This window comes from Bacillus cereus group sp. BfR-BA-01331, from assembly GCF_022663915.1.
Classification (GTDB): Bacteria; Bacillota; Bacilli; order Bacillales; family Bacillaceae_G; genus Bacillus_A; species Bacillus_A mycoides.
Genome location: NZ_JAKUGJ010000018.1, coordinates 1 through 20,897, shown reverse-complemented (window position 1 = coordinate 20,897; position 20,897 = coordinate 1). Strand labels below are relative to the sequence as shown.

Here is a 20,897-nt window from a genome sequence, read left to right as displayed (position 1 = left end):
TTCAACTAATAATCAGTGGGGGATGAAGAAAACCCCCACTGATTAAAGTTTCACTTTATAGAGTGAAAGAACAAACTCTCATTTCTAGGGGGTTTGTTCTTTTGCTGTATAAATATGTTTGAGTAGGAAATTTTCATTTTGTAATTGAGTATGCAATACTAGAAAAATAGAAAATGATAATAGATTTACATTTTAAATAAGAAAAGGGGAAATAACTTGTGTCCATTTTAATTGTCGATGATAATCCGGTTAACATCTTTGTAATTGAAAAAATTTTAAAACAAGCCGGATATCAGGATCTTGTATCGCTTAATTCTGCACAAGAGCTTTTCGAATACATCCATTTTGGAAAAGATTCTTCCAGGCATAATGAAATTGATTTAATACTATTAGATATCATGATGCCTGAAATTGATGGACTTGAAGTTTGTAGGCGATTACAAAACGAGGAGAAGTTTAAAGATATTCCTATTATTTTTGTAACAGCTTTAGAAGATGCGAATAAATTAGCTGAAGCGCTTGATATAGGCGCAATGGATTATATTACGAAACCTATAAATAAAGTTGAATTGTTAGCTCGTATGCGTGTGGCATTACGCTTGAAATCGGAATTAAATTGGCATAAAGAACAAGAGGAAAATCTTCGTAATGAATTGGATTTAGCTACACAAGTACAAAGAAACTTATTAAGTAGCCCATTAAGAGAAGATCATATAAAGATTGAAGCAAGTTACTTACCTTCATTCAAACTAGCTGGAGATATGTATTATTGGTATAAAATCGATGAAAACCGCTACGGTATTATATTATTAGATGTGATGGGACATGGTGTATCTGCTTCATTAGTTTGTATGTTTATTTCGTCTGCATTACGTGAATCGATTAAATGTTTAATCGATCCAGAACTTGTCATTAAAGACTTAAATAAATATATGACTCTTTTACATAATGAGAATGACAATATTCCATATTATTTTACAGCGATATACTTAGTAGTTGATACAGAAAAGAGAACAATTGAATATGTAAATGCAGGACATCCTTCTGGATACGTTTTAGTTGATGAAGAGAATGTAGTGGAACTAAATCGCGGGAGTTGTGCGGTAGGATTTTTTGATGAAATAAAAGTTGAAAAGACAGTTATACCTTTTGAGAAGAACGCTCAAATCGTATTGTTTACAGATGGTGTTCTTGAAGCAATTGCAAATGATGAATTTGAGTCTGAAGAGAAGTTGCGTACTTTTACAGAAAGAAAATGGGGAGATTTAGAAGGAGAGATAGAAGGATTTTATAAGGAAGAACAGAAGAAAACACAATCAGATGATATGTGTCTAATTATGATACAAACGAATGCGAAATAAAAAGCGTATGAAATCCAAACAGAGGATTTCATACGCTTTTTCCCCCGCATTAACGGGCAGTAAGACTCCCACCAAAAAAATTAGTCTGAAGCAAAGAAGATAGGTGGGAGATCAACTGCCCGTAAACGCCCGATTGGTTCAACTAATAATCAGAGGGGAATCCCCCCTCTGATTAAAGTTTCACTTTATTGTATTTTTTGATAGATTTGTTCGTTAGGATTAAATTGGATATAATGCGGCATTATATCTGAAAAACGAAGAGTTTCTTTATTTCCTAAACATAGGAATCCATTGTGGCCTAAACTTTCATAAAATAGTTGCTGTACTTGGTTTTGAAGTTTACTTGTAAAGTAAATTAAAACGTTACGGCAAAGTATAATATGAAATTCGTTAAAAGATTGATCGGTTACTAAATTATGCTGTGCAAAAATAATGTTTTGTAAAAGGGATGGATTAAAATAAGCAAAACGATTATCTGTTGAATAATAGTTAGAAAATGCTTGTGTACCGCCAGCTTGTAAATAGTTTTTCGTATAAGTTTGCATTTTATTTAACGGAAGGATGCCTTGTTTTGCTTTTTCTAACACATTCGTATTCATATCTGTTGCGTAAATAACAGCTTTTTCACTTAATCCTTCTTCGTGAAGTAAGATGGACATTGATAACACTTCTTCACCAGTTGCGCATCCAGCATGCCAAATTCTAATTTCAGGATACTTTTTTAATTCAGGAATAACATGCTCTCTTAACGCTTTAAAAAAAGTAGGGTTACGGAACATTTCAGTTACATTAATGGAGAAATCATTTAATAATTGTTCTAAAAACCCTTCCTCATGAATTACTTTTTCAATTAATTTTGAAATGGTAGGGATATTAGAGAGCTGCATTCTATTACAAATTCTTCTATAAATAGATGTGCGAGCATATTGGCGAAAATCAAATCCTGACAGTTTAAATACCGCTTCCAATAGTAATTCAATTTCTAAGTTCGTACGCTTATCCATATCTACGGATGGATCAAAATTATAATACTTATTTTCCACTTAAACTAAACCTCACTTATTTTATTAACCATACACTCATTACCGAATAGAGTTGATGTAAATTTAATGGTTTACTTATATAATCTGAAGCGCCAGCAGATAAACATTTTTCTTTATCATTTGGCATTGCTTTAGCAGTTAATGCGATAATAGGTATTTCATGTAACCCTAAATTCATTCGGATATGTTCCATCGTTTCATAACCGTCCATATTCGGCATCATAATATCCATTAAGATAAGGTCAATATTTGTATTGCTTTTTAGTATTTCTAAACACTCTATGCCGTTTTGTGCAGTAATAATGTTGGCATGTTGTTTTTCTAATGCATTTTGTAATGCAAATATATTTCGATGATCATCATCGACAATTAAAATAGTTTTCTCTTGGAAGACGTTATTTGTTTCTGGAGTAACTATAGTTTCCTCAATAACTTCAGCAGGAATAACATCTTCTATCGTTGCTGCGACTTCTAAATTGGATACTTGTATATCAGTTAACCCATTTGGAAGGTTAGGAATATATACTGTGAAAGTACTGCCTTCTCCTACGTTACTTTCTAACGTAATCCAACCGCCTAATAATCTAGCAAACTCTTTACAGATAGATAATCCTAAGCCTGTACCACCATATTTCCGAATCGTTGCGCCATCTGCCTGTTGAAAAGCTTCGAAAATAAGTTGATGCTGTTCTGTAGCGATACCAATACCAGTATCTTTTACTGAAATTGTAATCCAATCATTACTTATAGACTGCATTTCATTACTCAAATTGGTTGTTTCTATCGGATCGAAATGTAAAGAGACGGATCCTTTTTCCGTGAATTTAAATGCATTGGATAATAAGTTTTTAATAATTTGCTCAATCCGCTTTGCATCTGTATAAAATAAATTAGGAATAATATCACTGTCTTCAATAGTAAATTCGACATTTTTTTGTGCAGCTATATGTAAAAAGTTTTGATGCATATTTGCTGCCATGTCACTTATGTTCGTTGCTTCAAAAATGACGTCTAGTTTTCCGGCTTCTACTTTAGATAAATCTAGTATGTCATTAATTAGAGTAAGTAAATCTTTTCCTGATGAATGAATGACGGTTGCTAATTCAATTTCATCATCGGATAAATGGTTATCATGATTTTCTCTTAGCATTTCAGATAATAGTAAAATACTATTTAACGGTGTTCGTAATTCATGGGACATATTTGCTAGGAATTCTGATTTGTATTTTGAACTACGTAATATTTCGCTTGCTTTTTCTTCTAATTCTGATTTAGTAATTTGTAAGTCAGCTGTCTTTTGCTCGGCCTCTTCAGTTCTAGACTCTAGTTGTTCATTCGTTGTTCTTAATTCTTCGGCTTGCATTTGCAGTTCTTCAGCTTGCGTTTGCAATTCTTCTGATTGAACTTGCAACTCTTCTGTCATTGCTTGTGATTCATGTAAAAGAGTTTGAATTCGCATACGTCCCATAATACTATGGATGGTTAGACCTAGGTTATCAACGGTTTGTTGAATTAAATCTTGATGTAAGTCTGAAATCTCAGTTACACTTACTAACTCCATTACTGCGATCACTTCATCTTCAAATAAGATAGGGACGACTAGTAGGTTTTGAGGGCGTATTTCTAATAAGCCGCTAGTGACATAACGAAATTCTTCGGGTATTTCTCGAAGAATAAAGCTTTGTTTTTCTAAAGCACATTGCCCAATTAAACCTTCACCCATTTTAATGGATTGTTTTCCAATATCAGCACCTTGATCAGCGAAAGAAGCTTTCTTCACATAGTAGACAGTTTCTTCAATTTCTTCACGTACATAGAATGCACCGCAAGAGGTTTGCGTTTTTTGTATAACTCCACTAAGAATTTTTTTACCTAACATCTCAATAGAAGGTATACCTTGATACATTAAAATTAATTCTGCAAGCTCGGTTTGTAACCACTCTCTTTTAGATATTTCGTCTAGTAGGTGGTTCGTTGTATGAGCAAGCTCTTTTATTTCATCCCGCGTGTTTACATGAATTCTTTCAGTAATTTTTTCTTTAGAAGAAATGGATTTAATAGCTTGAATTACGTTTTTAATCGTTTTTGTAATGGAATTCGAAATATAGAGTGAAATGATAATAGAAATACAAGAAAGTAAGAACAATAAACTGTATAACCAAATCTCTAATTTATTATTTTCAGTATCTAATTGTGCAGCTCTTTTTTTCGTTAGTTGCTCCTCTACACCACGGAAGTTAGTTAGCTGCGATTGTAATGACTGAATTTGAGTCGTGTCGATTGCTTGTATGTTATTACTATTATGATTTGTAATTAATGGATGAATCTCTTTATTAATCCAACTATTAATATTTTCGTTAATCTGTTTTAATTTTTCTTGCTGAGAGGGGTTATCCTCTAATAGAGCCAAAAGATCTTGATAATGTTTTTCGTAATCCTTTTCCGCAGTGTTCAGGGATTGCACGTAATTTGCGTTATTAGAAGTAATAAATCCTTTCGCTTTATTTTCAATTGTTAGCAATTCTTTCTCCACTTGATTCGTTAAATTAAGAACTTTAAAATCGTGATCAATAATAAAATTACGAGATTTTTGTAAATTGGAAATCTCATTGTTTAACATAATGAAAGAAATAAGTAAGAACAAAATCATAACTAAATAACCAGCCATAATTTTGTAGCGGATACTAAATTTTGCTTTCGATTTCATTAAAAATTCCTACCTTCAAGATTATTAAAAGTTTTCTATTGTAAAGAATGAAAAACGTAATATATATTATATCAGTTTTCATAAGGCCAAACTAGAAATCCCCCTATTGTATTAGGGGGTCTCGTTTTGAATAGAGGAAATCATTTTGAAATATAAAAACATATATGAAAAGTAACGATCGAGGGAATAGGGGGATAATAAAACTTTTAAGAAGGAAAGAGTGTACTTAAAGCTTTTTTTGCATCTATTCCTTCAAAGATAAATAATACAAGCTCTCTCTTTTTTACAGTAAGGAAAAAGGATATTAATGTGCTTAAGCTTTTAATAGAAGTAAGTGTTCCATGTTTACTTATAAATAAATTAGTTTGAAATGTTGTCATTAAAGCATAAAAATGATGAATCTGCGTTATTGTAGGTGTTTCATTATAAAAAATAGTAGTAGATTGGATTGCATTCATCGAAATATTCCTTTCCATATAGTAAGCATAACAATATAAACATACCCGTTTTAAAAAATGTTAAACATATAAATAAGAAAAAATATAATTATAGTATTTTTACGTTTAGAAAGGGTTACGAAGGGTATACATATACTACAAAGAGATTGACTGAAGATGAATTATAAGATTTCTAGCCTATAAAAATATACTTTTACTTTAAATAAAAAGGAGTCTGGTATACATGAATGAAATGATGATTGATATTACATTTGATTTAATTTACTTGTTAAGTAGTTCGCTTGTAATGCTTTTACTATTCGCTTTTTTCGTAAATGGTTATGTTAATAAGAAGGTTAGTGTATACAGAAATGAAGAAAGATAAAGATACATTATATAAAACTTTAGGAGGTTAATAGTTATGAATACAGATAGAAAAATAGTAGGTATTTTTAGAACAATTGATGATGCGGCATTCGTTATTAATGAATTAAAAGATAAAGGATACTCGGCGGGTAACATTTCAGCTATTGCGAAGGATCAAAAGGAAATTGAACATCTGGAAGAAAAATCGGGTGAAAAAGTGAATAGTGAAACGGCACATAAAGCGGATATCTTTTCAGCGACAGGGCTTGTGGCAGGAGGAGTAGCAGGCGGACTCGGTGGTTTATTAACAGGTCTTGGTGTACTTGCCGTTTCTGGAATGGGTCCAATCGTAGCAGCAGGACCTATCGCAGCAGCTATTGGAGGAGCCGGTATTGGCGGAGGAGCTGGAAGTTTAATAGGAGCATTTATCGGATTAGGAATTCCCGAAGAACATGCTAAAAAATATGAAGAATACATTTACGATGGAAATATATTAATTTTAGTAGATGCAAAATTAGATGATAAGTTAGAAATCTATAAAATATTTGATAAGTATAACGCCTATAACTCTGATTTCTTTAAATAATATTTACTTCACATATCAATTATGCAAAATGTAAACATAGTGAATATCGTTTTTGATCTTACAACTTTGGCGCGGCCGAGGAGTCGTATGACTATAAGAGAGGAAGGGCTTATAGTAAAAGATCAAGTTCTATTATGATATTAAAAAGGGAAGAGGTGTCTTTTCGTGATTGTAAAAATATTAAAGGATAGTAGTAATAGTTTCCTTTGTACAGTTCAAAATAAAAATGGAGATCAGTATGTGAAGAAATGGTTTCGTAAACAGAAAAACAAGGAAGAAGTAGGGCGACCAACTTTTAAAGAAGTAGAAAAGGATTGGAAAGAAAATAGAGAATCGTTTATGTATCCGAATGTTAAAGCACTTTATTAAGCATAATAGGCGCTTTATTCTTACAAAATTGTCACACTCCTGTAAGGTAATTCAATAGATTAGATACTTTTTCCATGTCATAATAAAGACATAAGAAAGCACATTAAAAACTACAACTTATTAGGAGAGTGTCAGTCATGATTGTAACAACAACGTCTGGAATCCAAGGTAAAGAAATTATTGAGTATATTGATATTGTAAATGGTGAAGCTATTATGGGTGCAAATATTGTTCGCGACTTATTCGCTTCCGTTCGTGATGTTGTCGGTGGCCGCGCTGGTTCTTATGAAAGCAAGCTAAAAGAAGCTCGTGATATCGCGATGGATGAAATGAAAGAACTTGCAAAACAAAAAGGTGCGAACGCTATTGTTGGTATTGACGTAGATTATGAAGTTGTTCGTGATGGAATGTTAATGGTTGCTGTAAGTGGTACAGCTGTACGTATATAATTAAATAAAAAACAGGCTCACCCCTTGAAGCGTATGCTTTGAGGGGCTTTTTTTGTTTTCAAGTAGTAGAAGTAAAAAGAATGAGCTTGATCCTTTAGGAAAAAGCTCATTCTTTTTATTTAAGCTATAAGATCTTTTGCTTCTACTTTCTTTTTGTTCATGACTAAAGTTAATAGGAACAAAATTAAGCTTAAAAGTGCCATTATAATAAAAACTTGCGTATAACCATCAAAATAGTCACGAGCGATTCCTGCTAGGACAGGAATGAATCCGCCCATAATGTATCCTCCGGACTGCATCATAGCAGTCCATGCACTCGCATCTTCTGAAGTTTTTGTTTCATATAGCGGTAGCATGAGAGCGAGTGGGAATACGCCGCCGAGCCCGATGCCTAGTAAAATAGAAGGGATCCATGGTGTAGTTAGTGGGTAAATCATAAGCGATAAACCTACGAGTACGAAGCATATACTCCCTAATAACCAAAGTGCTCGGTTTTTATAAATATCGGCTAATGTTGGAATTAAAAAGCTACATATCATTTGAATAACTGTAAATACAGTTATGAGAGTACCAGCTTGTTCGCTACTGACACCCATACTTTGATTTGCGGGCGCAAGCCAAGTCGTAATGGAGTAAAAGATTCCTGATTGTAGTCCGAAAAAGATTGTGAACAACCATGCTTTTTTATTTCTTAAAGGTAAACTATTATTCTTTTTATCTTGTGTACTCGTATTCTTTTTTCGTTTCATAACCGGATACCAAAATATAATAGCGATAATAGTAAGTACACCCCAAAAAGCGAGTGCCATATTCCAATCTTCTTTTAATACATGTTGTAAAGGGATCGTTAACCCTGCACTTAAAGAAGCACCAGTTCCCATACCTACTGAATATATGCCAATCATTAAGCCGATTTTCGTAGGGAATTTTTCTTTAATAAAACCTGATAGTAACGGACCTGCAAGTGCAATTCCGATGCCGATAAATAAAGAGCTCGCGAATAATGTGGAAATGGAAGAGGTAAAAGCCCTCATACATGTAGCAAAGCCAATTAAAATAAGACAAGCCATAATTGCCTTTTCTGCTTCGAATTTTTTAATTACCTTCCCAGTCAGTAAGGCGAATGTCCCCATACAAAAAACAGGAATAGCTGTTAAAAAACTAACGGAAAAATTGCTTATATTTAAGTCTTGTCGGATTGTTTCTAATAAAGGTGAAATAGATGTAATTCCGATACGTAAATTAATGGAAACAAAAAATAGTGCTAGTATATACAAATAAGTTCGTTCTTGATGTTTCAATTTCATTTTCTCCTCTCATAAACATCAGATGTTATTGAGTATATCATCTGATGTTTTAGTGTAATATATAAGGAGCTTATTTCAGCTCCAAATTTTGAACAGCGTATGTTCGAGCCTCTTCGGCATTTTGTTTTAAAATAGCTTGGAATAATTTTTCATGAATGTCAGAGTTATCTTCATAGTTCGCTGTATTTAATATTAATTGGCTTAAAATGTGGCGAAGGGCAGGTACGAAAGATTGATACAAATCAAGTAGAACTTCGTTTTTGCTCGCCTTTGCAACTGCTAGATGAAACTGAATGTCTGCATCTATGTATGCTACATAATTTCCTTCTTGAAGGGCATTTTTTCTTTTATTCAAATGTCCTTTTAAATATAAAAGATCCTCTTCGCTTCGGCGCTGTGCCGCTAACATCGCTACTTCTTTATCTAACATATTTCTTGCTTCATACACATGATTAATATTAGCTGCTTGCAATCGTTTTTCAAATGAATCTTGTGTTGTATTTAGTGAGACAATACGAGTACCTTGTCCTTGTCGAACTTCTAAGATGCCGGCATGTACTAATATCTTTATGCTTTCTCGCAGCGTCGAACGCCCTACACCTAACTCTTCCATTAATTGCGGCTCTGTAGGGAGGCGATCACCAACTTCATACTCGCCAGAAAAGATTTTTTCTTGTAGACGTTCCAACACTTCATCGACTAATTTCCGTCGAGAAACTTTTGAAAAAGATTTCTTTTCGTTTATATTCATCTGCTCATCTCCTGTTATATTAGTTTTTATGATAACCAATTTAAGTTCTGTTGACAATGTTATTTTTTAGGTAGTTGAAATGGGATACTAAAATAGGATTTATAAGACATAAAAAAATTTTTTTTGAAAAAATCAATCAAAATAGATCCTTCAATTGTATTTAATAACTCGTCAAAAACACTTTCCCTTTCGTTTTCTCAGCAGACTGCACGACATCAACCGCCGTTTTCACATCCGCTAAGTCATACGTAGAATGTACTTTCATAAAACGTAATTGCTTATTTTCCACTAAGCGAATTAAGTGACGAAACGTTTCTTGCCATTTATATGGTGACACTTCTGTATTCCAATGTCGTAAATGAAATATGTTCGCGTGCACTTTTGCTTTCGTGACAATCTCTGACCAGTTTACTTGTATACCTGATAGAAGGCCGATAGTTAAAAAGCGTCCATTTGGACGTAAGGAGAAAGCTAATTCATTTCCATCCGGTCCCCCGATAGAATCAATCGCTGCATCTGCACCAAGCCCATTTGTTAACTCCATAACTGTTTCATAAAGCGGGGCAGTGGAAGTATCTATTACATATTCGGCACCGAGGCGCAGTAATTCTTCTGTATGCTTATTATTTCTCGTAACTGCAATTAATCGGAAGTTTAAAATTTGTGATAACTGAGCAAAAAGATGACCAATAGCGGATCCACAAGCATTTACTAATAAAATATCATTCTGTTTTAAGTTTAGTGTTTCTGTGCATGTGACCCACGCCGTAAGGGGATTAATATACATTTGTGCCGCTGTAAAATCATCGATTGAATCAGGAATAGGGACTACAAAATCAGCTGATGTTGTAACGAACTCTTGCCAAGTACCATCTCCGCGTAAAGGTAAAACACGTTTACCGATAAGATCTCTAGTAACGCCCGCGCCTACATCTTCTACAATACCAACACCTTCATAACCAGGTATGTTAGGTAAAGGGATTCTATGTGCATACGCTCCGGTTATGGGAATTAAGTCAGATGGATTAATCGGTCTAACTAACATACGAACTAAAACTTCATTATCTTTTAATGGTTTTATATTTTTATATTCAACTTGTAATACATCTTTTGGGTTACCAAACTTGTGAAATTGAATGTGTTTTCCGTGCAAGATAAATGTTCCCCCTTAGTTTGATTGGGTTTATTATAGCATTTTTGGTTTGAGGGGTTATTTCATTAGTACTAAATAAAAGGGAACAGAAAGTCGTCGTTTATACTTTGAGGAGATTTTGATTGTGCAAACTTTTAAAATATACATTAATTATGTAGCATTGTATGGATTGCTGAATAATAATCTTACATAAACATCAATGCATTTCGATATACAATATTTCGTATTTGTATTTGGTAATGAGGATGAAGAGGAATCAGTGACTTATCCCGCTATTTGTGGGAGTGGGGCTGTATGTAAAAGCCTTCACTTTATCAAAATGTAAGTTGCATCTTGTATAATGTAATGGTGGAGGTCAGATATGAAAAAAATAAGTTTAAATATAGATTTGGATACAAATGTATTGGAAGTGGTATTTATTCCAAGAAGGTTTATTATTTTATGGATTACACTCGTATATATAGCTTCAATGCTTTTAGAATTTCGTAATAATATTTTCTCTATGGATAGTTTTTTCTTTACAATAGTCATTGTTATTCATACTATTTTTCATTGGTATGCGAGTTCATTAAAAAATAGGCAATTGTTGTACTTCTTTTTTGTACAACTTTTCATTGTGTTTTTGGCTGCATTTATTGCAACAAATGCTTCGATAGCGATTTTTGTTGGATTAACTCCTATTTTAATCGCCCAAAGTTTATATGTTTATAACAATATATTTAAAGTAATGGCAGTTTTTACTTTTATGTATGCAATATTTTGTGCTGCAATTAGTATTAATTATGGTGTGAATAAATTAGCTATTCTTATCTCTATGTTTCTTTTAGTATTAGCAATTATTATTCCTTTTTCTTACATTAATAAGCAGCAATTTGATGCACGTAATCGTATACAGAGCTATATTCAAGAGTTAGAGTCTGCATATATGAGAGTGGAAGAATTGACATTAGCTAATGAAAGGCAGCGTATGGCAAGAGATTTACATGATACGTTAGCGCAAGGTTTAGCAAGCTTAATTATGCAATTGGAAGCAATAGATGCCCATATGCAAAAGGGGAATACAGGACGCTCTCAAGAGATTATGAAACAAACTATGATAAGAGCGAGACAAACTTTACATGATGCAAGGTTGGTTATTGATGATTTGCGTCATACTACTAATTCATTTAATGGAGCAGTAAAAGAAGAGGTTCAACGTTTTTCTGAAGCTACGTCTATACATGTGAGATTTACTATCCAAAGTCCGCCGTATATTTCAAGCGTAGTAAAAGAGCACTGCTTATATGTAATTAGTGAATGTTTAACGAATATCGCAAAACATTCACAGGCAACAGATGTAAATTTAAAAGTTGAATATATCGATGACCTTGAAAAGCTTACTATTGAAGTTGAAGATAATGGAATTGGTTTTGACACTGGATATATCGGTAAGAATCCTGGACATTATGGTTTAATTGGCTTAAATGAGCGTGTTCGATTGATTAAGGGAGAAATACATATATTGAGTGAAAAGATGAAAGGTACGAAAGTGTATATTCAAGTGCCTATAAATAAAGAAGGAGATAGCCATGAAGCATAACGTATTAATTGTAGACGATCATTTCGTTGTGAGAGAGGGTCTGAAATTAATAATAGAAACGAGTGATTCATTTCAAATTATAGGTGAGGCTGCAAACGGAGAAGAAGCTCTTTCTTTCATAGAAAAAAAGAAACCTGATGTCATTTTAATGGATTTAAATATGCCTAAAATGAGTGGCTTAGAAACAATTGAGGCTTTAAATAAAAAACAAAATCATACGCCGATTATTATATTAACTACTTATAACGAAGATGAATTAATGTTAAAGGGAATTGAGTTAGGGGCAAAAGGATATTTGCTAAAAGATACGGATCGTGAGAATTTGTTTCGAACATTGGAAGCGGCTATTCGAGGTGAGATTTTACTACAACCAAATATTATGGAAAAGATAGTGAAGTATAAAAGGAAAGAAGTACATGCTGATAAGGTTGCAAAAAATAACTTAACGGTTAAAGAATTGTTTGTGCTGAAAGCTATTGCGCGCGGATATAAGAATAAAGAAATTGCATTTGATATGGGAATAGCTGAGCGAACGGTAAAAGCATATTTAACAAATATATACAATAAATTAGGTGTTAATTCACGGTCAGAAGCAGTAGCTGTATCTATTGAAAGGAAGTTAATTCATTTTTAAAACATTATATATGCCCAATCGTACATTATAGGCTTGCCCTTTTGTACGATTTTTTTATTTCTTTCTCATGTTATGCTTCAGAAAGTATGAGAGATTTAAGAACAATCTAATTGCATTACAATTATAGACGTTTCTAATGTAGGAAAGGAAGAAGAATAATTAAATGGAAACTTTGCTTTTAATTCCTGTATTAATTTTCTTTATTTGGCTGCAAAGCAAACAAAGAAAATTAAACTGGATAGATATTATAACTTTTCTCATGATGATAGGGATTATTACTTATATGGCGCCGCAACCAATGACTAGGGATTTACAAGCAGAGTTACTGGCAGTTACGCTTATTTCTTTCGCTATTGGTGTTTGGCAAGGTGGGGGAATTACAGTCTGTTATGAGGATGAAATTTTATATATTACAAATGGAAAACAGTATTTCATTTCATGGATTCTCTTAATAATTGGTAACATAATTATTATTAATATATTTGAAGGTGGATTTACATTTAATGGACCGTGGTTTCTTTTGTGTAGTGTTGTCATTACATCTGGGGTGAAAACCAGTATTCTATGTGTTCTGTACAAATTAACAGTGCGAAATTGAATGGAAAATCAAAGCTGTTTTCTTTTATCCCAACATAAAACGTATTGCTGTAAATTCATTCAAAGATTGCAGTTGATAAGAAATGGGGGAGTTAACACAGATGTTTCTACCTATTACTACATTTTATAGGTTTAGTTGGCTGGGGAGTTTTGCTTTCTCTTCAGAAAAGGTTAGCAGGAATAGAGCGTTTTCGAGGACCGAAGAACTAAATGCTAATTTGTATGAAAAGAAATGTATAGATTCAGTTAGTAATATTTATGAGAAAATAACGATAGATTTTGTGAAATATGGTGATAATTATGTATCGGGCCATGCGGAACCTTATGCAACAATTGTCATAACGAGCGGCGATATGCTTGTTGGAAGTGGACGGGTTAATGAGTATGGAGAATTTAAAATATATACGAATAATCATCTGGAAGAGTATTTGATAATAAAGGTTCAGTTGATATTAGGTGGTTTTTATCAAGATAGTATAATAGTAAAGGTAGATTGTTAATTTATAATGATTCCAGTTTTTATTTACTAAATAAAAGTAAAAGGAAGCAACAATTTGTTGCTTCCTACATCTATTAAGCCGAAGCTTTCTTCATTCTCTCAAGTAAACTAGATAAAATATGCGTACGATAAGATTCTAGTTTTTTACCTTCGTAAGTACGAATCCCTAATTTTTTAAGTTCTTTTACATACCAACCTTTGCTTCCGAAATACATGAAATCGCTCCCCTTCAACTTTGTTTTTAGTAGTTCTGATTGTACTTGGAGGTACAGGTAATATAATGAAGGAAATGAATTTCGCGCGAAAATGGTTAACTTTGTTGCAAAAGACATATATACTAAGGATAGTATATAACGAGGTGGGCAAGACGTGATTATAGAGAAGCACGAAATTCAAATTGACCAAATTACGAGCGGTAAAGTGAATATCTTTACTTTCTATAGAAATAGAAAGCAAGTTGATGATCATTTTTTACGATTGCAAGAACCATCGCTTACAGCAAACTACTTCTTCCATTTTCATTTTGATGCAGAGAGCTTGCATCTTCTGCAGGAAGAGTTTCCAGGCGTATATCCGTACGACCGTAGTGACACGATTCACGACTGGACGGAAAAGATGAAAGCGGAATTGCAACATCAGATCCAAACAGGAAAATGGAATAAGCGCGTACGTATCGGTAATCGTATTCTAGATGTGGCGTTTACGTGGTGTGACGAAGATATAGTAGAGTGAAAAAGAAGCGGATGACGCTTCTTTTTTTTAGCGCTGGAATAAAACGAGCTTACCTGCAGAAGATGTGCAGCGATGTGTTTTTTCATACAATCCTTTCTCTTGTAAAATAGATTCACCTTTTGCTTTCGCTTCTTTTTCAGTTGCCGCCTCGAATGATTCATCTAATGCTTTTGAACCATCTTTTTCAAAGACTGTTAGAACGTATACTCCCATGAAAATTCCCTCCAATAATAAAAATCAGAATCTTATAACTATTTTGGCATAAATCACTAGAATATGCAAAGAAATATATGACATTGCGTGTTACAATAAAGTGAAACTTTAACTAATGGGGAGTCTTTTCATCCCCATTAGTTATTAGTTGAACCAATCGGGTATTTATGGGCAGTTTACTTTCAGATTGGCTTCTTTGCCTACTGCCCGTTAATACGGGGTAAAGTGAAACTTTAATCAGTGGGGAGTTTTTTATTTCCTGCTTATTACTAGTTTTGACCAATTGAGCATTTATTGTTTGTGTTCATGCGGATAAAATGAAACTTTTGAAATATAGAAAGGATCGTTATTTGTGAAACAAGTGAAGTTTATACATGCGGCTGATTTGCATTTGGATAGTCCGTTTAAAGGGATGGAAATGAATGTAGCACAGTCTGTTTGGGAGAGAATGAAGCAGAGTACGTTTGAATCGTTCGAGCGTATTGTTGATAAAGCGATTCAAGAGCGCGTTGATTTCGTATTGCTAGCCGGGGATTTGTATGATGCGGAGACGAGAAGTTTGAGAGCGCAAGTGTTTGTACGCGAGCAAATGAAGCGACTGTCGCAGTACGATATCCCTGTTTTTATTATTCACGGTAACCACGATCATTTAGGGGGAAGCTGGGCAGCAATTGAGTTTCCGGAAAATGTTCATGTGTTTACGGAGCCTTATGTAGAAGAGAAATCATTTTATAAAAATGGTGAGTTGTTAGCTTCTATTTACGGGTTTAGTTATTTGCAGCAAGTGGTAACGGATAATATGACAGCGCAGTATACGAAAATGAGTGATGCGCCTTTTCATATTGGCATGCTTCACGGAAGTGTGGAAGGGGATGCAGAGCATAATCGCTATGCACCGTTTCAAATTCGTGAGCTAAAAGAAAAGCAGTTTGATTATTGGGCTCTTGGCCATATACATAAACGTGAAATTCTATCAGAAGAGCCATGCATTATTTATCCAGGTAATATACAAGGACGTCATCGTAAGGAAACAGGAGAAAAGGGTGCGTACCTGATTGAACTCACGAAACAAGGAACGCAATGTTCATTTTTCCATACGGCGGATGTTGTATGGGATGAGATAGAAGTGAATATTGATGGACTGGAAACTGTTGATGACCTTATGACGAGCGCGTCAAGTGCGATGAATGAATGCAGAAGAGAAGAGGAAGGTATGCTTTTAACTGTCGTATTTACAGGGCAGGGTCCACTTTCTCCTTATTTGCGTGAAGACAAGCGCGTGGAAGAGATTTTTCATATTTTAGCAGCGGGAGAAGAGCGAAAAGACTTTGTATATGCGATGAAGTGGAAAAACGAGACGGTTTCTTTTGCAGAAATTGAACGTTTGAAAGAGGAAAATCATTTCGTCGGTAGCGTGCTAAAAGAGTTAGAAGCTTTCACAAATATGGACGGAGTGTTGCGCACCATTTGGACATCTCCTGTAGCGCGTAATAGCATTGAATCTTTTACGGAAGAAGAGAAGAAAGAGATTCAAAAGGAAGCGGAAAATATTATTTTAGAGCAATTATTCCAGCAAGAGAGGGATAAAAAATGAGAATTGAAAAACTCCATATTTATGGCTATGGAAAACTAGAAAATGTGGAAATGGATCTTTCAATGCTGACGGTGTTGTACGGTGAAAATGAAGCGGGGAAATCGACAATTCGCTCGTTTATGAAAAGTATTTTATTCGGTTTTCCAACGAGAGGACAGCGCCGCTATGAGCCGAAAGAAGGCGGGAAGTATGGCGGAGCAGTTACTGCTCAAACAGAAAAGTACGGCCGTTTGAAAATTGAACGATTGCCAAAGACGGCAGTTGGTGAGGTGACCGTTTATTTTGAAGATGGGAAAACTGGCGGCGAAGATATTTTAAACGATATATTAAGCGGTGTGAATGAAAGCTTATTTGATTCTGTTTTTTCATTTGATATGCATGGTTTGCAAAATATTCATCAGCTCGGCGAAGCGGATATCGGTAATTATTTATTTTCGGCAAGTGCAGTCGGAAGCGATGCGTTATTGCAGTTAGATAAAAAATTAGAAAAAGAAATGAGTCAGCGCTTTAAGCCGAGTGGTCGTAATCCTGAAATTAATGTGTCACTGCAAGAGATGAAGAAACTTGAAGAGAAGATGAAAGAGTGGCAAGTGAAAATTGGCACGTATGAAAAACAGGTCGAGCAGTTAAAAGAAAGTGAAGAGAAGCTTGCTTCTGTTCGTGCGGAAAAAGAGAGTGCCGAAAAACGAAAGCAAGATTATGAAATATTAGCGGCGCTTGAGCCTCTCGTTATTGAAAAGAGTGCGCACGAGAAAGTGTTGAAAAGCGAGAACGGGCAGTTTCCTGTAAACGGAATTGCGCGCTATGAGGCGGTAAAGGCAAAGATAGAACCGCTGCAAGTACAAGTAGATTCACTTCAAAAAAAGATAGAAACAGTGCAATCAGAAATTGATTCCACAGAAATAGATGAAGCATTTTTACAAAAGGAAAGTTATGTAGAAGAACTTCGTATGCAGCATATGTCTTATGAAAATGCACGCCAAGAAATGCGTGATATGGCGGGAAGTATTGCGAATATAAAAGAAGAAATCGCAGAACTACAGCAACAAATTGGCGCTACTTTTGAACAAGAGACTGTTCTTTCATTTGATATAAGTTTAGCGACGAAAGAGTTAATTACACAAACGGTGCAAAAGGCGCGCGAATTAGAAACGCAAAAAGTACAGCTTGATGATCGTTTTAAAACGGCTCAAGAGCAATTAGAAGAGCAAGAAGAAAATATAAGACAAATCAGCCAGCAAATGTTGGCGGATGAAGAACGAAATACGTTAGTTGAGAAAGAAAAATCATTTCAAGATGCGGCATTTTTAGGAATGGGCGCAGAGAGAATGAAGCGTAAGTATGAGGAAAAAGCAGGGGCGGCTATGCAAAAGAAAAAACAGTGGCAAAGAGTTTGTCTTCTGTTACTTCTTATTAACACGCTTGTTTTATTCACGAGTCTATTTATAGATAACCGCGTGCTGTTATTTATTAGTGTTATTGTTTTTGTAGGGATTGTTTTAGCACTCGTTTTATATAAAGATCCTTCGGGTGGATTACAAGAAGAGCTTCTTACTCTTCAGCAAAGTGCTGGCGGGCGTCAAAGTGAAGAGGCGATGTCCGTTCGTTATCAGTTAGAAAAGGATGAAGAGATTCGGAAATTATTTGAGCGAGAGTCTTATAAATTACAACAAATGGAACGTGCTTATGATAAAGTCGTTTCATCTTATGAAGAATGGGAGAGAGAAACTTTCCAAATAGGAGAACAAGTAGATGCGTATAAAACGCGCTATATGTTCCCTCAATTTTTTACATATGCGCACATGTTGCCAGCGTTTGAGCGTATTGAAAAAATGCAGCAATTATATCGTGAGCTAGAGAAACAAGGCGCTCGGAAATCTTCATTATATGAAATGATTTCGCACTTTGAGCATAAACTAGAAACTGTTATCGGTAGTAAAGAGTATAGTAATTTGCATGAGGCGCAAAGTCGTATGCAAAATGAAAAAGAGAAGCGCCAAACTTGTAAGCAGCTGAAAGAGAAGCTGGCGGAATGGCAAGAAGAATATGAGTTCATGCAAGAGCAATTAAAACAACTACTAGTAGAACGAGATAACTTATGGCATATTGCAGATTCTACTGATGAAGAGATGTTTTTAGAAGCAGGTAAGCGGGCAGAAAAACGTGAAGATGCGGATAAGCAAATGGGGCGTTTATTACCTCAAATTGATTTGTTAGAACAGCGCTTAACGAGTTTGTCATTAGTTGAGCATTATGAGGCTGACGGTTATGATGAAAAATTAAAGCAAGAAATTACAGTCGCGCAAAGCTGTCTGGTGCAAGAGAAAGAACTGACAGAGCGTATTGCGAAGCATCGAATAGAAATTGCGAATTTAGAAGAAGGCAGTACGTATGGTGATTTACTACATGAGTGGGAAATGAAAAAATCACAAGTGCGTGAACAAGTGAAGAAGTGGGCTGCTTATGCGGCCGCAAAGACAGTATTAACGAAAACGAAGCAGTATTATCATGAAGTGCATCTTCCGCGCATTTTACAAAAATCTGAAGAGTATTTCGTATATTTAACAGGCGGAAGATATAGTAAAATATTCTCACCGTCAGAAGCGGAACCTTTCATTGTCGAACGTAACGATGGTATGCGTTTTTACAGTCATGAACTAAGCCAAGCGACAGCGGAGCAGTTATATTTATCATTGCGATTCGCGCTAGCGAAAACGTTTGAGCATGACTATCCATTTATTATTGATGATAGCTTCGTACATTTTGACGCGGTAAGGACGAATCGAACGATTGAACTTATAAAGGAAATTGCGAAAGATAGACAAGTTATCTTCTTTACATGCCATGCGCATTTATTAACGTATTTTACAGAAAAACAGATTATAAAATTAGTGCGTAAGCGTAAAGAAAATGAGTTGTAGTATGCTATACTAAAAGTAACTGATTTGGTGGAGGAATTCGAATGAAAAAGAAAATTGTAGAATATGAAGTTGGTGAACAAGTCGATGTTTTCTTGTTAATTAAAACAGCGACAAAAGGTCTCGCAAGCAATGGTAAGCCGTTTTTAACAGTAATCTTACAAGATCCAAGTGGAGATATTGAAGCGAAGCTATGGGATGTATCACCAGAAGTTGAGAAACAATATGTAGCGGAAACAATCGTTAAAGTAGCTGGAGATATTTTAAACTACAAAGGACGTATTCAATTACGTGTGAAACAAATCCGTGTTGCGAATGAAAATGAAGTAACAGATATCTCGGATTTCGTAGAAAAAGCTCCAATAAAAAAAGAAGATATGGTTGAGAAAATTACGCAATACATATTTGAAATGAGAAACCCGAACATACAGCGTCTAACAAGACATTTATTAAATAAGCACCAAAACGAATTTTTAGAATATCCAGCAGCGACAAAGAACCATCACGAGTTCGTATCTGGACTAGCTTACCATGTTGTATCAATGTTAGATTTAGCGAAAGCTATATCAGCTCTATACCCATCGTTAGATAAAGACTTACTATATGCGGGCGTTATTTTACACGACCTTGGTAAAGTATTCGAACTATCTGGCCCAATCTCTACAACGTATACGTTAGAAGGAAATTTACTAGGCCACATTTCTATCATGGTGAACGAAATTGGTAAAGCAGCAGACGAACTACAAATCGATGCAGAGGAAGTATTAATCCTTCAGCACATCGTCCTTTCCCATCACGGAAAAGCAGAATGGGGTAGTCCAAAACCACCATTAGTAAAAGAAGCAGAAATTCTGCACTACATCGATAACTTAGATGCAAAAATGAACATGATGGACCGCGCATTAGGACGTACAAAACCAGGCGAATACACAGAACGTGTCTTTGCACTTGATAATCGTTCGTTCTATAAACCGACGTTCCATAATTAATAATGTGAATAAAGTGGCCTCATTAAGTGTTAATACGCTTAGTGGGGCTGTTGTATAATGATAATAAAGTTATTGAATTTTGATTATTAAAAGCTAAGAGCCTTACTACATTCTACGTAGTAAGGCTCTTTAAAGTTGTTTCAAATTACATCCATCTGTTCGTTCAAATGTAACTATTCGCAATTATTTGATATTATATAGGTGAATAGAAAGATAAATTAAAATTTAGTTTCGTAGTTGTAAAAGGAGGTTATTTATCCAACATTAACGGGCAGTAAAACTCCCACCTCAAAATTTGGCTGGAGTAAAGAAGTTAGGTGGGGGTCGGGCTGCCCGTAAACGTCCGATTGGTGAGGGCTGATTATAGGTTCACTTTATATTATTCTCTTATAATTTTCCAAAAAGGAGAGTTTATGAAAAAGATTATTGTTTTTGTATTAACGATATTTATATTATTCTCAGGATTTGCAACACAAAGTTATGCGTTGTCAGATTCGCAATCTGCGGCAATACAAGCGTTGCTAGATGATGCCTGTCGTATATCAGGTGTGCCGGGAATGTCAATCTCAATACTTGCTGATGATGAAGTGTTCTACTTTTCTTCAGGGTATGC

The 20,897-nt window shown here is 34.7% G+C and carries 21 protein-coding genes and 1 pseudogene; 14 read left to right on the top strand and 8 right to left on the bottom strand.

All coding sequences use genetic code 11. The features are described 5' to 3' along the window. The first annotated feature begins 218 nt into the window (after positions 1–218). Positions 219–1,361: a fused response regulator/phosphatase gene (locus MR155_RS23450; RefSeq protein ID WP_242311196.1), complete on the top strand. Its 1,143-nt coding sequence runs from the start codon at positions 219–221 to the stop codon at positions 1,359–1,361. Between the two features lie 185 nt (positions 1,362–1,546). Here MR155_RS23450 and MR155_RS23445 read toward each other — a convergent pair whose 3' ends face one another. The 3 genes from MR155_RS23445 to MR155_RS23435 form a co-directional block, all read right to left on the bottom strand. Next, positions 1,547–2,404 (bottom strand): CheR family methyltransferase, encoded by an 858-nt coding sequence (locus MR155_RS23445; protein ID WP_002168988.1) that lies wholly within the window; start codon positions 2,402–2,404, stop codon positions 1,547–1,549. A gap of 16 nt (positions 2,405–2,420) precedes the next feature. Continuing rightward, a complete protein-coding gene (locus tag MR155_RS23440; RefSeq protein ID WP_242311195.1) occupies positions 2,421–5,111 on the bottom strand; it encodes an ATP-binding protein in 2,691 nt (896 codons plus the stop codon). 206 nt (positions 5,112–5,317) lie between these two features. Beyond that, the gene (locus MR155_RS23435; RefSeq protein ID WP_242311194.1) at positions 5,318–5,569 is read right to left on the bottom strand and encodes a hypothetical protein; all 252 of its coding nucleotides are present in this window, start codon (positions 5,567–5,569) and stop codon (positions 5,318–5,320) included. 223 nt (positions 5,570–5,792) lie between these two features. On the opposite strand from MR155_RS23435, the gene MR155_RS23430 reads away from it, so the two are divergent. From MR155_RS23430 to MR155_RS23415, 4 genes are all read left to right on the top strand, one after another. Then, positions 5,793–5,933 carry a hypothetical protein gene (locus MR155_RS23430; protein ID WP_002011076.1) on the top strand — a complete coding sequence of 47 codons (141 nt, stop codon included), beginning with the start codon at positions 5,793–5,795 and terminating at the stop codon, positions 5,931–5,933. Positions 5,934–5,969: 36 nt separating this feature from the next. After that, positions 5,970–6,500: a general stress protein gene (locus MR155_RS23425; protein WP_242311193.1), complete on the top strand. Its 531-nt coding sequence runs from the start codon at positions 5,970–5,972 to the stop codon at positions 6,498–6,500. Between the two features lie 165 nt (positions 6,501–6,665). Next, on the top strand, positions 6,666–6,869 hold the full coding sequence (locus tag MR155_RS23420) for a DUF4028 family protein (RefSeq protein ID WP_242311192.1): 204 nt from the start codon (positions 6,666–6,668) through the stop codon (positions 6,867–6,869). A 137-nt stretch (positions 6,870–7,006) separates the two neighbouring features. Continuing rightward, positions 7,007–7,318: a YbjQ family protein gene (locus MR155_RS23415; RefSeq protein WP_000637510.1), complete on the top strand. Its 312-nt coding sequence runs from the start codon at positions 7,007–7,009 to the stop codon at positions 7,316–7,318. Positions 7,319–7,437: 119 nt separating this feature from the next. Here the strand turns inward: MR155_RS23415 and MR155_RS23410 are convergent, their stop codons facing one another. From MR155_RS23410 to MR155_RS23400, 3 genes are all read right to left on the bottom strand, one after another. Beyond that, positions 7,438–8,625: an MFS transporter gene (locus MR155_RS23410; protein ID WP_242311191.1), complete on the bottom strand. Its 1,188-nt coding sequence runs from the start codon at positions 8,623–8,625 to the stop codon at positions 7,438–7,440. A 70-nt stretch (positions 8,626–8,695) separates the two neighbouring features. Next, positions 8,696–9,376: a FadR/GntR family transcriptional regulator gene (locus MR155_RS23405; RefSeq protein ID WP_242311190.1), complete on the bottom strand. Its 681-nt coding sequence runs from the start codon at positions 9,374–9,376 to the stop codon at positions 8,696–8,698. Between the two features lie 160 nt (positions 9,377–9,536). Further along, positions 9,537–10,529 carry a zinc-dependent alcohol dehydrogenase family protein gene (locus MR155_RS23400; protein ID WP_242311189.1) on the bottom strand — a complete coding sequence of 331 codons (993 nt, stop codon included), beginning with the start codon at positions 10,527–10,529 and terminating at the stop codon, positions 9,537–9,539. Positions 10,530–10,890: 361 nt separating this feature from the next. Here MR155_RS23400 and MR155_RS23395 point away from each other — a divergent pair, with 361 nt between their 5' ends. From MR155_RS23395 to MR155_RS23380, 4 genes are all read left to right on the top strand, one after another. Then, the gene (locus MR155_RS23395; protein ID WP_242311188.1) at positions 10,891–12,108 is read left to right on the top strand and encodes a sensor histidine kinase; all 1,218 of its coding nucleotides are present in this window, start codon (positions 10,891–10,893) and stop codon (positions 12,106–12,108) included. Further along, entirely contained in the window at positions 12,098–12,742 is a 645-nt protein-coding gene (locus tag MR155_RS23390; protein ID WP_113936625.1) for a response regulator, read from the top strand. Before MR155_RS23395 ends, MR155_RS23390 begins: the two co-directional genes overlap by 11 nt. Positions 12,743–12,905: 163 nt before the next feature. Continuing rightward, entirely contained in the window at positions 12,906–13,340 is a 435-nt protein-coding gene (locus MR155_RS23385; protein ID WP_113936624.1) for a hypothetical protein, read from the top strand. 100 nt (positions 13,341–13,440) lie between these two features. Next, positions 13,441–13,839 carry an Ig-like domain-containing protein gene (locus MR155_RS23380; RefSeq protein WP_113936623.1) on the top strand — a complete coding sequence of 133 codons (399 nt, stop codon included), beginning with the start codon at positions 13,441–13,443 and terminating at the stop codon, positions 13,837–13,839. A 73-nt stretch (positions 13,840–13,912) separates the two neighbouring features. Here MR155_RS23380 and MR155_RS23375 read toward each other — a convergent pair whose 3' ends face one another. Continuing rightward, the gene (locus MR155_RS23375) at positions 13,913–14,053 is read right to left on the bottom strand and encodes a YflJ family protein (protein WP_000273535.1); all 141 of its coding nucleotides are present in this window, start codon (positions 14,051–14,053) and stop codon (positions 13,913–13,915) included. 154 nt (positions 14,054–14,207) lie between these two features. Between MR155_RS23375 and MR155_RS23370 the strand changes: the two genes are divergently transcribed. Next, entirely contained in the window at positions 14,208–14,570 is a 363-nt protein-coding gene (locus MR155_RS23370) for a hypothetical protein (RefSeq protein ID WP_002011092.1), read from the top strand. Between the two features lie 27 nt (positions 14,571–14,597). Here MR155_RS23370 and MR155_RS23365 read toward each other — a convergent pair whose 3' ends face one another. Then, positions 14,598–14,783, bottom strand: coding sequence for a YhzD family protein (locus MR155_RS23365; protein ID WP_000539551.1), 186 nt, complete (start codon positions 14,781–14,783; stop codon positions 14,598–14,600). Between the two features lie 352 nt (positions 14,784–15,135). On the opposite strand from MR155_RS23365, the gene MR155_RS23360 reads away from it, so the two are divergent. From MR155_RS23360 to MR155_RS23345, 4 genes and pseudogenes are all read left to right on the top strand, one after another. Beyond that, positions 15,136–16,377, top strand: a complete 1,242-nt coding sequence (locus MR155_RS23360) for a metallophosphoesterase family protein (protein ID WP_242311187.1) — start codon at positions 15,136–15,138, stop codon at positions 16,375–16,377. Then, complete coding sequence (locus tag MR155_RS23355; protein WP_242311186.1) at positions 16,374–19,298, top strand: ATP-binding protein; 2,925 nt, start codon at positions 16,374–16,376, stop codon at positions 19,296–19,298. Before MR155_RS23360 ends, MR155_RS23355 begins: the two co-directional genes overlap by 4 nt. Before the next feature lie 41 nt (positions 19,299–19,339). Then, complete coding sequence (gene yhaM, locus MR155_RS23350) at positions 19,340–20,284, top strand: 3'-5' exoribonuclease YhaM (protein WP_002011096.1); 945 nt, start codon at positions 19,340–19,342, stop codon at positions 20,282–20,284. Positions 20,285–20,697: 413 nt separating this feature from the next. Next, positions 20,698–20,897, top strand: a pseudogene (locus MR155_RS23345) (serine hydrolase domain-containing protein); the annotation flags it as partial.

What these genes read in the sequence shown, in the direction of transcription:
- MR155_RS23440 (WP_242311195.1), bottom strand. Translation starts at nt 5,111, where the DNA reads ATGAAATCGAAAGCAAAATTTAGTATCCGCTACAAAATTATGGCTGGT.
- MR155_RS23435 (WP_242311194.1), bottom strand. Translation starts at nt 5,569, where the DNA reads ATGAATGCAATCCAATCTACTACTATTTTTTATAATGAAACACCTACA.
- MR155_RS23430 (WP_002011076.1), top strand. Translation starts at nt 5,793, where the DNA reads ATGAATGAAATGATGATTGATATTACATTTGATTTAATTTACTTGTTA.
- MR155_RS23425 (WP_242311193.1), top strand. Translation starts at nt 5,970, where the DNA reads ATGAATACAGATAGAAAAATAGTAGGTATTTTTAGAACAATTGATGAT.
- MR155_RS23415 (WP_000637510.1), top strand. Translation starts at nt 7,007, where the DNA reads ATGATTGTAACAACAACGTCTGGAATCCAAGGTAAAGAAATTATTGAG.
- MR155_RS23410 (WP_242311191.1), bottom strand. Translation starts at nt 8,625, where the DNA reads ATGAAATTGAAACATCAAGAACGAACTTATTTGTATATACTAGCACTA.
- MR155_RS23405 (WP_242311190.1), bottom strand. Translation starts at nt 9,376, where the DNA reads ATGAATATAAACGAAAAGAAATCTTTTTCAAAAGTTTCTCGACGGAAA.
- MR155_RS23395 (WP_242311188.1), top strand. Translation starts at nt 10,891, where the DNA reads ATGAAAAAAATAAGTTTAAATATAGATTTGGATACAAATGTATTGGAA.
- MR155_RS23390 (WP_113936625.1), top strand. Translation starts at nt 12,098, where the DNA reads ATGAAGCATAACGTATTAATTGTAGACGATCATTTCGTTGTGAGAGAG.
- MR155_RS23385 (WP_113936624.1), top strand. Translation starts at nt 12,906, where the DNA reads ATGGAAACTTTGCTTTTAATTCCTGTATTAATTTTCTTTATTTGGCTG.
- MR155_RS23380 (WP_113936623.1), top strand. Translation starts at nt 13,441, where the DNA reads ATGTTTCTACCTATTACTACATTTTATAGGTTTAGTTGGCTGGGGAGT.
- MR155_RS23375 (WP_000273535.1), bottom strand. Translation starts at nt 14,053, where the DNA reads ATGTATTTCGGAAGCAAAGGTTGGTATGTAAAAGAACTTAAAAAATTA.
- MR155_RS23365 (WP_000539551.1), bottom strand. Translation starts at nt 14,783, where the DNA reads ATGGGAGTATACGTTCTAACAGTCTTTGAAAAAGATGGTTCAAAAGCA.
- MR155_RS23355 (WP_242311186.1), top strand. Translation starts at nt 16,374, where the DNA reads ATGAGAATTGAAAAACTCCATATTTATGGCTATGGAAAACTAGAAAAT.
- yhaM (WP_002011096.1), top strand. Translation starts at nt 19,340, where the DNA reads ATGAAAAAGAAAATTGTAGAATATGAAGTTGGTGAACAAGTCGATGTT.